Origin of the sequence: Streptomyces sp. DT2A-34 (genome assembly GCF_030499515.1) — a bacterium.
GTDB lineage: Bacteria > Actinomycetota > Actinomycetes > Streptomycetales > Streptomycetaceae > Streptomyces.
The window spans coordinates 1489636-1503379 of sequence record NZ_JASTWJ010000001.1 but is presented as its reverse complement, the minus strand read 5'-3'; the positions used below and the strand labels follow the sequence as shown (position 1 = coordinate 1503379).

Annotated in this window: 13 protein-coding genes and 1 pseudogene; 8 read left to right on the top strand and 6 right to left on the bottom strand. The window is 70.1% G+C overall.

Annotation, left to right across the window (positions count from 1 at the left end; genetic code table 11):
* Positions 1-32: 32 nt before the first annotated feature.
* Positions 33-257 carry a hypothetical protein gene (locus QQM39_RS06520; protein ID WP_301995675.1) on the bottom strand — a complete coding sequence of 75 codons (225 nt, stop codon included), beginning with the start codon at positions 255-257 and terminating at the stop codon, positions 33-35.
* A 212-nt stretch (positions 258-469) separates the two neighbouring features.
* Between QQM39_RS06520 and QQM39_RS06515 the strand changes: the two genes are divergently transcribed.
* Positions 470-1714, top strand: coding sequence for a DUF418 domain-containing protein (locus QQM39_RS06515; protein WP_301995674.1), 1245 nt, complete (start codon positions 470-472; stop codon positions 1712-1714).
* Between the two features lie 543 nt (positions 1715-2257).
* Here QQM39_RS06515 and QQM39_RS06510 read toward each other — a convergent pair.
* On the bottom strand, positions 2258-3487 hold the full coding sequence (locus QQM39_RS06510; protein WP_301995673.1) for an NAD(P)/FAD-dependent oxidoreductase: 1230 nt from the start codon (positions 3485-3487) through the stop codon (positions 2258-2260).
* A gap of 294 nt (positions 3488-3781) precedes the next feature.
* Between QQM39_RS06510 and QQM39_RS06505 the strand changes: the two genes are divergently transcribed.
* From QQM39_RS06505 to QQM39_RS06485, 5 genes are all read left to right on the top strand, one after another.
* On the top strand, positions 3782-4411 hold the full coding sequence (locus QQM39_RS06505) for an ABC transporter ATP-binding protein (RefSeq protein ID WP_301995672.1): 630 nt from the start codon (positions 3782-3784) through the stop codon (positions 4409-4411).
* Positions 4408-5199: a hypothetical protein gene (locus QQM39_RS06500; protein ID WP_301995671.1), complete on the top strand. Its 792-nt coding sequence runs from the start codon at positions 4408-4410 to the stop codon at positions 5197-5199. Before QQM39_RS06505 ends, QQM39_RS06500 begins: the two co-directional genes overlap by 4 nt.
* A gap of 457 nt (positions 5200-5656) precedes the next feature.
* Positions 5657-6490 carry a site-specific integrase gene (locus tag QQM39_RS06495; protein WP_301995670.1) on the top strand — a complete coding sequence of 278 codons (834 nt, stop codon included), beginning with the start codon at positions 5657-5659 and terminating at the stop codon, positions 6488-6490.
* A gap of 2 nt (positions 6491-6492) precedes the next feature.
* A complete protein-coding gene (locus tag QQM39_RS06490; protein ID WP_302003499.1) occupies positions 6493-7398 on the top strand; it encodes a HipA family kinase in 906 nt (301 codons plus the stop codon).
* Positions 7395-7673: a SelT/SelW/SelH family protein gene (locus QQM39_RS06485; protein WP_301995669.1), complete on the top strand. Its 279-nt coding sequence runs from the start codon at positions 7395-7397 to the stop codon at positions 7671-7673. The genes QQM39_RS06490 and QQM39_RS06485 overlap by 4 nt, the downstream gene beginning before the upstream one ends.
* Before the next feature lie 4 nt (positions 7674-7677).
* On the opposite strand, the gene aceB is transcribed toward QQM39_RS06485, so the two are convergent.
* Positions 7678-9303: a malate synthase A gene (gene aceB, locus QQM39_RS06480; protein WP_301995668.1), complete on the bottom strand. Its 1626-nt coding sequence runs from the start codon at positions 9301-9303 to the stop codon at positions 7678-7680.
* 209 nt (positions 9304-9512) lie between these two features.
* A complete protein-coding gene (locus QQM39_RS06475) occupies positions 9513-10115 on the bottom strand; it encodes a nucleotidyltransferase family protein (RefSeq protein ID WP_301995667.1) in 603 nt (200 codons plus the stop codon).
* A 184-nt stretch (positions 10116-10299) separates the two neighbouring features.
* Here QQM39_RS06475 and QQM39_RS06470 point away from each other — a divergent pair, with 184 nt between their 5' ends.
* Positions 10300-10620, top strand: a complete 321-nt coding sequence (locus QQM39_RS06470) for a DUF5955 family protein (protein ID WP_301995666.1) — start codon at positions 10300-10302, stop codon at positions 10618-10620.
* A 1-nt stretch (position 10621) separates the two neighbouring features.
* On the opposite strand, the gene QQM39_RS06465 is transcribed toward QQM39_RS06470, so the two are convergent.
* Positions 10622-11308, bottom strand: coding sequence for a DUF6304 family protein (locus QQM39_RS06465; protein WP_301995665.1), 687 nt, complete (start codon positions 11306-11308; stop codon positions 10622-10624).
* Between the two features lie 5 nt (positions 11309-11313).
* Positions 11314-12111: an IclR family transcriptional regulator gene (locus tag QQM39_RS06460; protein WP_301995664.1), complete on the bottom strand. Its 798-nt coding sequence runs from the start codon at positions 12109-12111 to the stop codon at positions 11314-11316.
* A 250-nt stretch (positions 12112-12361) separates the two neighbouring features.
* On the opposite strand from QQM39_RS06460, the pseudogene allB reads away from it, so the two are divergent.
* A pseudogene (gene allB / locus QQM39_RS06455) lies at positions 12362-13701 on the top strand (allantoinase AllB).
* Positions 13702-13744 lie beyond the last annotated feature (43 nt).

Below are 13744 nucleotides of genomic sequence, written 5' to 3'. Positions count from 1 at the left end.
GTCCGGCACACCAGGGGTGAGCATGTGCCGGCTCAGGGGACGAAGGCGGCTGTCCTCGCGGCGAGGGCGTGCACCAACGTTTCGGAGACCTCAGGACGCACGACGACGAACAGGACGAAGGCGCCCGCCGACAGGGTCAGGCCGAGGAACTCCAGAAACTCGCCCCTGCCAGGGATGGCGTCACGGCCCGGTACGCCGGCCGATGATCCGAGGAAGTCCTCGTCCTCGCACTCCTTGTGTCGTGCACGGTGTGTCATGCCTCCAGCCTGGAAGCCCGGCCGCCTCGCGCCCATCCGGCAACTGTCGGGTCCACCCCCGCCGAGTGGCTGGAGAAGACCGCCGTCCGGTCGCGCCGGACCGGTCGGGACGAGACTCCGCCGGTCGGCGGGGCGGTACCCGCTGATCGGCGGGGCCGTTACCGAAGCCTGCCGGATGGTCCGCCTCCTGACGTCCACGCGAGATTCTCCGTATGACAAAGTCGCAGCCGCTGCAGGAGACGTCAGCTCCGCAGGAGAACTCGCCGCCGCAGCCCCGAACCCCGCCGGAGTCCGCCGTGCCGGCCTCGCCCGGTCCGTCGATAGGACGCCTCGTCGGGGTGGACCTGGCCCGCGCGCTGGCGGTGTTCGGCATGTACGTCGTGCACATCGGCCCCCCGCTGTCGGCCACGGACGGCGTCGCCAGCTGGATCCGGTACCTGGCGGACGGTCACTCGTCGGTCCTCTTCGCCACCCTCGCCGGGTTCTCACTGATGCTGCTCGCCGGCCGCCGGGAGCCGAAGACCGGCCTGGCCGGCCGGCAGGCGAAGGCCAGGATCGCGATCCGCGCCGTGATCCTGCTGACGCTGGGCACCGCGATGGCGATGGAATACGGGGGAGTGATCATCCTCGGCTTCTACGGGGTCTACTTCCTGCTCGCCCTGCCCCTGGTGCGACTGCGCGCCAAGACACTCGCGATCACCGCGGCCGCCCTCGCCCTCGTCACACCACAGCTGGCGTTCGCCCTCAACTCGCTGCTGACCCAGCCGATCCAGCAGAGCATCAACGCCTACGACCCGCTCCACCGGCTCAGCGACGTGGGAGTGCTCGATCTCCTGTTCACCGGCTTCTACCCGACGATCACGTGGATGTCGTTCGTGATCGCCGGTATGGCGCTGGCCCGCCTCGACCTGTCCGCGACCGCCGTCCAGCGGCGCCTGGCCGCGCTCGGCGCCGCCCTCACCGTGGCCGCGTACGGCATGTCCTTGCTGCTGGCCGGCAAGGACGCGTTGGACAGCTTGGCGGAAGGCGGGCCGTCGTCCGGTAGCTCCGGGGCGATGTCCCCCGACGGCGGGTCGTTCGAGCCCCAGGCATCGATGCTCTTGACGGCCGGGCCGCACAGCGGTACCACGTTCGACATCATCGGCAGCGTGGGAGTCGCGATCCTCGTGATCGTGGGCGCGACGGCGGCGATGGACCGCCTGCCGCGACTGCGCCGCCTGGCCAAACCGGTCATCGCCGTGGGCACCATGTCCCTGACGGCCTACGTCGGCCACTTCGTCGCACAGTCCGCGCTGTCCATGCCCAGCGGAACCAGCACCCAGCAGTCCTGGGTGCCGCTGCTCCTGTTCGTCCTCGGGGCGATCGTGTTCGCCGCGATCTGGTCCCGCTTCTTCCGCCGCGGACCCCTGGAGTATCTGCTCTACGCCGCGACCAAGCCGACGAAGCACATCCGATGAGGCCCGGCCGGGGCGGCTCGCCGCCGCGCCCCACCCCGGCCTGGACCGCTCACGGAGCCGGCAAGCGGCTCAGCCCGTGCGGCGGTGGGTGCGGGACGCCCCACCGCGCCTGCGTCCCCGGCGGCCAGCATGGATGCCGTCACGTCCGTCAGATGCATCGGACCGTACCCGCCACCAGCGCTATGCCCGCCGGCATGCGCGTCCCACGCCCACTCCCGATAGGGCCACCGCCAGCAAACGCGGCTGAAGGAGGCACTGAACCGGGCAGTGGCCCGGCGCCTGGTCGCCGCGAACGTTGCCCAGGAGGCCACGATCCCTCGGAAGACACGCAAGGCGGAGCGCAGGGCCAAGGCGGTGGTTCAGCCCTGGAACGTCGGGGAGGGTTTCCCCCACACCGTGTGCGGCGCTCTGCCCCCACCGACGTCCCCCTCACTTACCAGGCATGCGCTCCGTCGAAGTGTCCACGCCTGTCTCCTACCGCCGCCGCGGCATCCAATCGCCGTACAGGCTGCGCCGCTGAAGGGCCAAGCTTTCGAAGCTCCGTCAGCTCGGACTGTGCCCTTGTTGGGGTGTGCCGGCTGTGCGGTCGCCGACCTGGGCGGTGAGAAGGGGTGCCCGCGCCGTCTCACGTCGAAGTGCGTGGGTGATGGCGCGTGCCTCGATGCCCGCCTGGCGAAGGACACCCGTAAGGGGATTGGTGTATCCGGCGAAGTACAAGCGCGGGGCTTCGGGATGGGTCTGTGCCCCTACGGCGAGGGGTTGCCCGGCTTCGTCGAGTACGCCCAGGGACCCGACCAGGTCGTGCAGGGCGGGCCGGTAGCCGGTGGCCGCGATGACCGTGTCGGGTTGCAGTCGGGTGCCGTCGGCCAGTAACACGTCGGGGCCGTCGAACGCCTGGACGGCCGCGACCGGCTCGACCCTCCCGGACCGGACGGCGTCCACGAACCCGTGGTCGAGCACCGGGTTGACCCCTTCGCGGGCGTTGCGGGTGTACAGGCCCGTGCGGGGCCGCGGCAGTCCCCGTGACGTCAGGTCGGGCACCGCGAGACGCTGCGTGAGCAGGGAGGTGCGGTCGCGCCACGCGAGCGGGAGGGCCTCCGTCAGCCGCCCGACCGCATGCCACCGGGCGCTGGAGCGGGGCAGGATGTTGGGTGGCGTACGGACCGCGATCCATACCCGTTCGGCTCCGGCCCCGGCCAGGACGCTCGCGATCTCGGTACCGCTGTTGCCGGCGCCGACCACCAGGACGTGCTGCCCGCGGTAGGGGGCCGGAGAGCGGTAGTGGGCCGAGTGCAGCAGTGTTCCGGTGAAGGTCGAACGCCCGGGCCAATGGGGGAGGTTCGGGGTATGGCAGCGGCCGGTGGCCACCACGACCGCGCCAGTGGGCACGGGACCGTCCGGGGTGTGGACCAGCCACCGTGCTCCCGAACCGGGCTCGGCCCGTTCGACGCGTTGCACCGGGCTGCTCACCCGGACGTCGAGTCGGTGATGGGCGACGTAGTCCTCCAGGTATCGCACGTAGTCGTCCCGGCTCACCCATGGGCCTGCCTGGCGCGGCACCGGCAGGCCGGGGAGCTTCGAGGCGCCGGGGGTGGTGTGCAGGCGTAGATGGTCATACCGCTGGGTCCAGTTCGCTCCGACCCGGTCCGCCTGTTCCAGTATCACGGTCGCCACCCCGGCGCGGCGCAGTAGCGCGGCAACCGCGAGGCCATGGGGACCGGCTCCGATCACGATCGTGGACGCGTGGAAGTCTGGCTGTGGTGTCGGGGGCATCGCTTTCTACAACGGCAGATGGCGCCGCACGTCACGCCCAACTGGGAGGCGCACAGCCTGTGGAGTGGCGATGCTGATGCGGTGGCTGCCGTTACACCAGCGGTACGGACTCGTTGAACCGCGCATCAGCGCGCACCGCGCGCAGGCGATCGGTCCGCCGGGGCCGGACCGTCCGGGCCGAGCGCAGCTGATCGGCCAGGTCCCGGATGAAGCAGGTAGGTGTTGGTCTGCCGGTGGGCCCCCTGCGGACCGACGCGCTACGCCCATCCGATCTCACGAGGGGCTGATGTGCAGATGGCAACGACGCGTCACCGGCCACGGCTTCGGATCAGCGGAGTATGCAAGGAGTACGGCGGCAGGCAGGTCCTGCGCGACGTCCACCTCGATGTGCCCGCCGGGACGCTGGTAGGAGTCGTCGGTGAGAACGGGGCGGGCAAGAGCACTCTGCTGCAGATCGCCGTAGGACACCTCGCACCCGACCGCGGAACGGTGACCCGGGCCGGGGCGGTGGGGTACTGCCCGCAACGAGTGGTACTGAACGATGCCTTCACCGTCGGGCAGCATCTGCGCTTGTTCCAGATGGCCTACCGGCTGCCGACGCTGGAGCGCGTCGACGAGCTGATGGAACTACTGGCACTGACCGGCTGCCGACGACAGCAGGTCGGCGAGCTCAGTGGCGGAACGCGACAGAAGCTGAACCTGCTGATCGCCCTCATGCACGATCCGCAGCTGCTGGTCCTGGACGAGCCCTACCAGGGCTTTGACTGGGACACCCATCAGCGGTTCTGGACCCTGGCCGCCGATCTGCGTGATCAGGGCCGGTCGATCATCGTGGTGTCGCACCTGCTGCACGACCTGCACCACTTCGACGCGATCGCTCATCTGCGTCAAGGGCGTCTGCACTTCGAGGAGACCAACCGTTGAGGCTGTCCTGGGCGGCATTCACCGAACTGCTGCGCTGCACTCTGCTGGGTCACCTGCGCAACCGGCTGGCCTTGGTTCTGGCAGTGGCGTTCATCCCGGTCTGGATCGCTGTGGCACGCCTGTGCACGTCCGACGCAGTGGTGGGCATCTGGCTGGACGCCATCAGCGCCCCCGTCTCCGGCCGGGCCAGCCAGGTGGGCCAGGTGGCCAGCGCTCTGGGCGCCGTCACCCTGGTCGCCGGCTTCATCACCTTCACGGAGACCTTCCAGTCGCGGCAGATGGACCGCCGTCTGCTGTTGGCCGGCTACCCCCGGCTTCCGATGCTGCTGGCGAAACTGGCTGCCGTCGCCCTCACCGCCGCCCTGCTGGCGTTCTACACCACGATTCTGCTGTGGATCTCCCTGCCCGTGCGCCACGCCGGCCCTCTGGGGCTGGCGCTTGCGGGCGCGGGCCTCGCCTACGGCGGCATCGGTCTTCTGCTCGGCTCTCTGGTCCGCGGCGAGCTGGAGGGCTTCTTCCTCATCATCATGCTCAGCCTGGTCGACACCGGCCTGCAGAATCCCGTCTTCAACACGCTCATGGATGTGGCAGGCGTGTCCGTGCTTCCTCTGTACGGCGTGACCCAGCTGGCGCTGAGCTCAGCCCTCACCGCGCACATTCCCTGGTCCCACGGCCTGCTCTCCCTCACCTGGTCCGCAGCGACCGGCGCCCTGGCGCTGCTCGTCCTCCACACCCACCGCCCTTCCCGCTCCCCGCGGTCCCGCAGGACGAGAGTCCAGGCAGGGTGATCACGGTGAGGATGGTCTTCCTCCCGGGCCCTGGTCGCCGGCCCGGGGACTGCCCGACCAACGGTGTGCCGGTTCGCCGACGGCCCTTGAAGCAGCCGGCCTGCGAGGCGGAGGCTGCCAGACCCGAGGCGGACCTGCGGGAGCCACGACCAACCGCGGTCCTGCACGGCCTCGTGCGAGGCCGTAGCGTCCTCGCCCCCGGCGATCGTGCCCGGCTGCGTGGCGGTACCGAAGGCCCCGGGGCGGCGGCCGCCAGCCCCCGCGTCTGGTCGACGTTGCCAGCCGCGACGGTCCCGTTTCGCACCCGTGTCCGGGTGCTTCCCAGGCGTCACCATTCGCAGCGCGGGCGACGCACGAGGTCGCTTTCTCATCCTGCAAGGAGCGAGCACCATCCGCCGGACTTGTTGCGCCGCTCCGGAACATCACGGCAGCCGAACTCCGCGCGTACATAGCTACGTTGGAGACGACAGTCTCCTCGGTCGACTACCGGCGCGGCATCTTGTCCGAGCTGTCGAGCATTCTGGAGGCTGCCGTCGACGACAAGCGGCTCGCCAGGAACCCCATGCACGCGAAGTCCGTGCGCTGGCCGAAGGCGCCGAAGGAGCGACGCGAAACGTGGCCGCTGGAGACGGCGCTCCGAGTCCGTGATGTGATCAGTCCGCGGCACCGAATAGCCGTCGTCGTCGGGCTGGGGTGCGGACTTCGGCAGGGCGAAGTCTTCGGTTTGAGCCCAGAGGACATCGACTGTGCCCGAGGCGTTCTCCACGTTCGTCGCCAAGTTCAGGCCATCAAGGGGACGTTGTACTTCGCCCTGCCGAAGGGGGCGAAGACGCGCATCATCGACATGCCCTCCTCGGTGGCGGACGAGCTGAAGCGTCACGTCGAGGCGTTCCCGCCGGTGGAGGTGGAGCTTCCGTGGGGGAGGCCAGAGGCGGACAAGCAGCGGAAGAAGTTCTCCCTCCTGCTCACCACCCGATTCGGCAACGCCGTGGCGGTGAACACGTGGAATACCTACACCTGGAAGCCGGCGCCGGCCAAGGCCGGCGTCATTCCGCCGCGCGCCAAGGGTGCGAAGGACTGGCAGCGGGAGGCGGCGCCGAAGGACGCCTTCCACGTGCTGCGGCACACCTACGCCTCGATCATGCTGGAGGCGGGGGAGTCCGTGGTGACGCTGGCACGATGGCTCGGGCACTCCTCCCCGGCTGTCACGCTTGGTTACTATGCTCACTTCATGCCGGAGGCCGGAAGTAAGGGGCGCACTGCCATCGACGGACTGCTGTGGGGCCTTTGAAGATGCTGAGAGAGGTCACCGCCACCCGCTATATCGAGCCCCTGCGCTCCGGCGGCTCCGTGCCCGGAGTCGTCGAGGCCGACGACCTGGGCACCTACGTCGTGAAGTTCACCGGCTCCGCGCAGGGCCGCAAGGCGCTGGTCGCCGAGGTGATCGTCGGTGAACTCGCCCGCGCCCTGGGGCTGCGCTTCCCCGAACTGGTCCTGGTCCACTTCGATCCCGCGATCGCGGAGCACGAGCCGCACCAGGAGGTGCGGGAGCTGCACGCGTCCAGCGCGGGGGTCAACCTCGGCATGGACTGTCTGCCGGGCGCGGTGGATTTCACCCCGGAGGTCGCCAAGACCTTCCGCGTCGACCCGCTGGAGGCCGGCCGGATCGTCTGGCTGGACGCCCTGACCACGAACGTCGACCGTACGGTGCACAGTTCGAACCTGATGATCTGGCCGACCCTCGGGACCGTCCCCCCGCACCTGTGGCTGATCGACCACGGGGCGGCCCTGGTCTTCCACCACCGCTGGGACGGCTCCGACCCCGAGAAGGCGTACGACTTCCGTCACCACGCCCTGGGCCACTACGCCCCGGACGTACGCGCGGCCGACGCGGAGCTGGCGCCCAAGGTGACCGAGGAACTGCTGCGGGAGATCGTGGCCGAGGTCCCGGACCCCTGGCTGACCGACTTCGCCACGCCCGGCGAGGCACGGGAGGCCTACGTGACGTACCTCCACGCGCGCGTGCGCGCCTCGCAGCAGTGGCTGCCCACGGACTTCCCCAGCCGGGAGGAGCTCGCCGCCGAGGAGGCCCTCCGGGCGGCGAAGACACAGCAAGGCCGGCCGAAGTGGCTGAAGCAGGTCCCCGACCTGCACGGCAAGCCGGCCGCGGAACAGGATTGGACGGTGCACCTCGGATGAGTGGCCGTGTGGAGATCGAGTACTGCACCCAGTGCCGCTGGCTGCCGCGCGCGGCATGGCTGGCACAGGAGCTGCTCACGACCTTCGAGGCGGAGCTGTCCGAGCTGGCGCTGAAGCCCGGCAAGGGCGGCGTCTTCGTCGTCCGCGTCGACGACGAGGTCGTATGGGACCGCAGGGAACAGGGCTTCCCGGAGCCCACGGCCGTGAAGCAGGCCGTACGCGACCGAGTGGCCCCGGGGAAGTCCCTGGGCCACTCGGACACATCGGTCTCCTGAGGGCTCAGCCCTTCAGCTGCTCGTACGCCGGCAGCGTCAGGAAGTCCGCGTAGTTCTCGTCGAGGGAGACCTCCAGAAGCAGGTCGTGGGCCTGCTGCCAGTGGCCGGCCGCGAAGGCCTCCTCGCCGATCTCGGTGCGGATGGCGGACAGTTCCTCGGCGGCGACCTTGCGGGCCAGCTCCGGGGTGGCCTTCTCGCCGTTCTCGAACTCGACGCCCGCGTTGATCCACTGCCAGATCTGGGAGCGGGAGATCTCGGCGGTGGCCGCGTCCTCCATGAGGTTGAAGATGGCGACCGCGCCGAGGCCGCGCAGCCAGGCCTCGATGTAGCGGATGCCGACCTGGACGGCGTTGACCAGGCCCGGGTACGTCGGCTTGGCGTCCAGGGAGTCGACGGCGATCAGGTCGGCCGCCTCGACGTGGACGTCCTCGCGCAGGCGGTCCTTCTGGTTCGGCTTGTCGCCGAGGACCTTGTCGAAGGACTCCATGGCGATCGGGACCAGGTCGGGGTGGGCCACCCAGGAGCCGTCGAAGCCGTCGCCGGCCTCGCGGTCCTTGTCGGCGCGGACCTTCTCGAAGGCCACCTTGTTGACCTCGGCGTCCCGGCGGGACGGGATGAACGCCGCCATGCCGCCGATCGCGTGCGCGCCGCGCTTGTGGCAGGTGCGGACGAGGAGTTCGGTGTACGCCCGCATGAAGGGGGCGGTCATCGTCACCGCGTTGCGGTCCGGGAGGACGAACTTGGCGCCGCCGTCACGGAAGTTCTTGACGATGGAGAACAGGTAGTCCCAGCGGCCGGCGTTCAGCCCCGAGGCGTGGTCGCGGAGTTCGTAGAGGATCTCCTCCATCTCGTACGCCGCCGTGATCGTCTCGATCAGGACGGTCGCGCGGACGGTGCCCTGCGGGATGCCGACGTAGTCCTGCGCGAAGACGAACACCTCGTTCCAGAGGCGGGCCTCCAGGTGCGATTCCGTCTTCGGGAGGTAGAAGTACGGGCCCTTGCCGAGGTCGAGCAGACGCTGGGCGTTGTGGAAGAAGTACAGGCCGAAGTCGACGAGCGCGCCGGGGACCGGGGTGCCGTCCGCGTCGACGAGGTGGCGTTCGTTCAGGTGCCAGCCGCGGGGGCGCATGACGACGGTGGCCAGCTCGTCGTTCGGCCGCAGGGCGTACGACTTGCCGGTGCGCTCGTCCGTGAAGTCGATGTTCCTGGTGTAGGCGTCGGCCATGTTGACCTGGCCGAGGACCACGTTCTCCCAGGTGGGCGCCGAGGCGTCCTCGAAGTCCGCGAGCCAGATCCGCGCGCCCGAGTTGAGGGCGTTGATGGTCATCTTGCGGTCGGTGGGGCCGGTGATCTCCACCCGGCGGTCCTGCAGTGCGGGCGGGCAGGGGGCGACCCTCCAGGAGTCGTCCGCGCGGATCGCGGCCGTCTCGGGGAGGAAGTCGAGGGTGGACGTACGGGCGATCTCGGCACGGCGCTCCGCACGGCGGGCGAGGAGCTCGTCACGCCGGGGCGTGAACCGGCGGTGCAGCTCGGCCACGAAGGCGAGGGCCGCCTCGTTAAGGACCTCCTCCTGCCGGGGCAGGGGCTCGGCGTCGACGATGGCCAGCGGGGACGGCGCTGGTGCGGACATGAGCTGTCACTTCCTTCAGCGAACTACGAAGACGAGCGGTCGAGCTTTGGCACCGGGTGCCAGTCTTCCCGGGTAGGGCGAATCACGCCCGTGGAGCGGAGGGGCGCTTCTGAACAGTGGATACTAGTTTCCTCATGGTGGAAGTTCAATCGTTTGTTGATGTCGAGATTCTCTGAATCGAGGGAAGGTGGCTCTGGGTGCCACCACCCTTACTCAAGGTGGGTGAGATCGGCCTCCGTGTCGATGTCGTACGGCCGCGCCACATCCCCGCACTCGACAAGACGGATCGCCTCCGCACGCTCCTTCAGATAGGCGCGTGCCCCTTGATCGCCGGTCGCAGTCGCCGCGATGCCTGCCCAGTGGGCGGCCCCGAAGAGAACGGGATGCCCGCGTACGCCGTCGTACGCGGCCGAGGCGAGCGACGTCTCGTCCTCGTACGCGGCCAGCACGCGCGCGACCGCCTCCGCTCCGATGCCGGGCTGGTCGACGAGCGAGACGAGCGCCGCCCTCGCCCCCGTACCGGCGAGCGAGTCGAGCCCGGCGCGCAGAGACGAACCCATCCCGTCGGCCCAGTCGGGGTTCTCCACCAGCGCACAGCCACCGAGCTCCGCCCGCTCCCGTACGGCGGCGGCCTGCGCCCCCAGCACCACGTGCACGCGGGCACAGCCGGCCGCGCGCAGCACCCCGACCGCGTGCTCGACGAGCGGCCGGCCGCGGTGCTGGAGGAGTGCCTTGGGCCGTCCGCCGAGCCGTCGTCCACCGCCTGCGGCGAGGAGTAGACCGGCGACCGGGGGTGCTTCTTTCTCCGTCATGCGTCCTGCATACCTGACGTCCACGGGTGCGCCGGGTTTCCTTGGGCTGAATTTCGGTCCGGACGGTGGCGCGCCCGGCATGGGTGGCGTTTACTGACCCGCGTCCCGGCGCTCGACCATCGCCAGGGTGGCTCAATGGGGAGCGGGACTACTGGCGCACAACGGCGTGCGAGGGGGGAGTGCTGTGTTGCGGAGCTTGGGACAGAGGCCGGTGACGGGCAGCGACGAGGACCCGAGGGTGGCGGAACTGCGGACGGCGGTGTCACGTCTGCGCCGCGAACTCGCCGCGCATCCCTCCGAGTTCCCCGACCGGGCCATCGCCGAGGACGAGCTTGCGGCGCTGGCCGCGATGACGGTCGACGGGGTGCCGGAGACACCGCGGCTGCGGAGGTCCTTGCTCTTGATCGCGGGGGCGATCGGGTCCGTGAGCGCGTTGTCGCGGGGCTTGTCGGATGTTCGTAACGCCGTGGATCTGTTCGGGGAGCAGTCGCGCGGGCGGGGTTAGCTCACCGGAGCGGACCCAGGTAGGGGAACGGCCCCCGGTAGCCCCGGTCCGAGGTCCGGTGCTCGAACTCCTCGCAGAGCCATGTCTCCTGTACGAACTCCGTGCGCTCCTGCCAGATCGCGAAGATGCCGTGCGGGCCGTGTTTGCCGTCGCACCGCCGGTAGAGGTCCTTGGCGTCACGGAAGCAGGCCAGCCCCGCCATCAGCGGGGGGCCGCCGGGGCTGTAGTCGGACCAGGCGCACGCGACGCACGCCTTGATCCGTGCCCCTCGCGGCAGTTGGCGCTGGATGTCGTGCAGCGCCTCCTCGAATTCGTCCTGGCTTTCCGTGTTGCGGTACTCGTGCCCGTCGAGACGCAGGGTGGTGATCAGGCTCTGCTCGTCCAGGCCCGGGCCCACCGGCTCCCCGAGCCGCAGGGCGCAGTGCAGCACTCCCGCTCGCACGCCCTGCCCCTCGACCTCGACGGGCATCGGCACCTCCCACTCCAGGAGGCAGGAGCACAGGGCCCCGTCGAGGAAGGAGAACACCTGCTCGGGCGGGGTCCCGCTCAGGGCGCCGAGGTCGTCCATCATGTCGCCCTCGAAGACGACACCCCTGATCGTCGTACGGATCGACTCCCGGCCGTCGGACTCGAAGACGATCTCCTCCGAGCCGTGCCGGTCGGTGTACCGCCCGGGCCAGCGCTGCATGGCCGTCAGGCGTGGTTCTGGCTGGCCAGTGCCTCGGACAGTTCGCCGGCCACCTGCTGCAGCACCGGCACGATCTTGTCCGTCGCGGCCTCCGTGACGCGGCCCGCCGGGCCCGAGATCGAGATCGCGGCCGCGGTGGGGGAGTTGGGGACGGAGACCGCGAGGCAGCGGACGCCGACCTCCTGCTCGTTGTCGTCGACCGCGTAGCCGTTGCGCCGCACGTCCTCCAGGGCCGCCAGGAAGCCGTCCGGGGTGGTGATCGTCTTCTCCGTGGCGGCGGGCATGCCGGTGCGGTACAGCAGGGCGCGCACCTCCTCCGGCGGGAACCCGGCGAGCAGCGCCTTGCCGACGCCCGTGGAGTGCGGCAGCACGCGCCGGCCGACCTCGGTGAACATGCGCATCGAGTGCTTGGACGGCACCTGGGCGACGTACACGATCTCGTCGCCGTCGAGCAGGGCCATGTTCGCCGTCTCGCCGGTCTCCTCGACCAGCCGGGCGAGATAGGGCCGGGCCCAGGTGCCGAGCAGCCGGGCGGCGGACTCGCCGAGGCGGATCAGGCGCGGGCCGAGCGCGTAGCGGCGGTTGGGCTGCTGGCGTACGTATCCGCACGCGACGAGCGTCCGCATGAGGCGGTGGATGGTGGGCAGCGGCAGCCCGCTGCTCGCGGACAGCTCGCTCAGACCCACCTCGCCGCCCGCGTCCGCCATCCTCTCCAGCAGGTCGAAGGCGCGCTCGAGGGACTGGACACCGCCGCCGTTGCTGGACCTGGCGGAGTCGGTGGTGCTGGCGCTGGACGTCGGCACGGCGCGTTCCTTTCGGGACCGGTGGGAGGGCGCAAGCCTACCCGCCAGTCGGTTGACTCCCCGCTTGTACGTAACTACGTTCTGCGTGCTGGAATTCTAATTCCGCTTTGTGGAAACGTCCAGAGTGCGTGGGGTGGGTGCACTGTGGAGAAGTGTGCCCTTGACGGTAACGGGAGCGGGAGCGGAGACTCCTTCAACAGAAAGTTGAATTCCGTTACGCGGAAGTTAACGGCGGCAGAGAGGGGTCCGGGTGTCCGACGTCGAACTGGTGCTGCGCTCGACGCGCGTCATCACTCCGGAGGGGACGCGGGCCGCTTCGGTCGCGGTCTCCGCCGGCAAGATCACGGCCGTACTCGGGTACGACGCCGAAGTCCCGGCCGGCGCCCGGCTGGAGGACCTCGGCGACGACGTCCTGCTGCCCGGCCTGGTCGACACGCACGTGCACGTCAACGACCCCGGCCGCACCGAGTGGGAAGGCTTCTGGACCGCCACGCGCGCGGCGGCGGCCGGCGGCATCACCACCCTCGTCGACATGCCGCTCAACTCCCTCCGCCCACCACGACGGTCGAGCACCTCCGTACCAAGCAGGACGTGGCCGCCGACAAGGCGCACATCGACGTCGGCTTCTGGGGCGGCGCCCTGCCCGACAACGTCAAGGACCTGCGCCCGCTGCACGAGTCCGGCGTCTTCGGCTTCAAGGCCTTCCTGTCGCCGTCCGGCGTGGACGAGTTCCCGCACCTGTCCCAGGACCAGCTCGCCCAGTCCCTGGCCGAGATCGCCTCCTTCGGCGGCCTGCTGATCGTGCACGCCGAGGACCCGCACCACCTCGACGCCGCCCCGCAGCAGGGCGGCCCCAAGTACGCCGACTTCCTGGCCTCGCGCCCGCGCGACGCGGAGGACACGGCGATCGCCCAGCTGATCGCCCAGGCGAAGCGCCTGCACGCGCGCGTGCACGTACTCCACCTGTCCTCGTCCGACGCGCTGCCGCTGATCGCCGAGGCCAAGCGGGACGGCGTACGGATCACCGTGGAGACCTGCCCGCACTACCTGACCCTCACCGCCGAGGAAGTCCCGGACGGCGCCAGCGAGTTCAAGTGCTGCCCGCCGATCCGCGAGTCCGCCAACCAGGACCTGCTCTGGCAGGCGCTGGCCGACGGCACGATCGACTGCGTGGTGACCGACCACTCGCCGTCCACGGCCGACCTGAAGACCGGCGACTTCGCGACCGCCTGGGGCGGTATCTCCGGGCTCCAGCTGAGCCTGGCGGCGGTATGGACCGAGGCCCGCAGGCGCGGGCACGGCCTGGAGGACGTGGTCCGCTGGATGTCCGCGCGGACGGCCGAACTGGTCGGGCTCGACGACCGCAAGGGCGCCATCGCGCCGGGCCGCGACGCCGACTTCGCCGTCCTCGCGCCCGACGAGACGTTCACCGTGGACCCGGCCGCCCTCCAGCACCGCAACCGTGTGACGGCGTACGCGGGCAAGACCCTGTACGGCGTCGTGAAGTCCACTTGGCTGCGAGGCGAACGCATCGTCGCGGAGGGTGAGTTCACCGACCCGAAGGGCCACTTGCTCACCCGCGCCCACTGACCACCCCTCCACCCTCCCGCACCCGCAGCGGCCGATCCCTGAA

Bases quoted from the DNA above. Each gene is read 5' to 3' on its own strand.
- QQM39_RS06465 (WP_301995665.1), bottom strand. From the start codon at position 11,308: ATGCAGCGCTGGCCCGGGCGGTACACCGACCGGCACGGCTCGGAGGAG.
- QQM39_RS06520 (WP_301995675.1), bottom strand. From the start codon at position 257: ATGACACACCGTGCACGACACAAGGAGTGCGAGGACGAGGACTTCCTC.
- QQM39_RS06485 (WP_301995669.1), top strand. From the start codon at position 7,395: ATGAGTGGCCGTGTGGAGATCGAGTACTGCACCCAGTGCCGCTGGCTG.
- QQM39_RS06490 (WP_302003499.1), top strand. From the start codon at position 6,493: ATGCTGAGAGAGGTCACCGCCACCCGCTATATCGAGCCCCTGCGCTCC.
- aceB (WP_301995668.1), bottom strand. From the start codon at position 9,303: ATGTCCGCACCAGCGCCGTCCCCGCTGGCCATCGTCGACGCCGAGCCC.
- QQM39_RS06475 (WP_301995667.1), bottom strand. From the start codon at position 10,115: ATGACGGAGAAAGAAGCACCCCCGGTCGCCGGTCTACTCCTCGCCGCA.
- QQM39_RS06505 (WP_301995672.1), top strand. From the start codon at position 3,782: ATGGCAACGACGCGTCACCGGCCACGGCTTCGGATCAGCGGAGTATGC.
- QQM39_RS06510 (WP_301995673.1), bottom strand. From the start codon at position 3,487: ATGCCCCCGACACCACAGCCAGACTTCCACGCGTCCACGATCGTGATC.
- QQM39_RS06515 (WP_301995674.1), top strand. From the start codon at position 470: ATGACAAAGTCGCAGCCGCTGCAGGAGACGTCAGCTCCGCAGGAGAAC.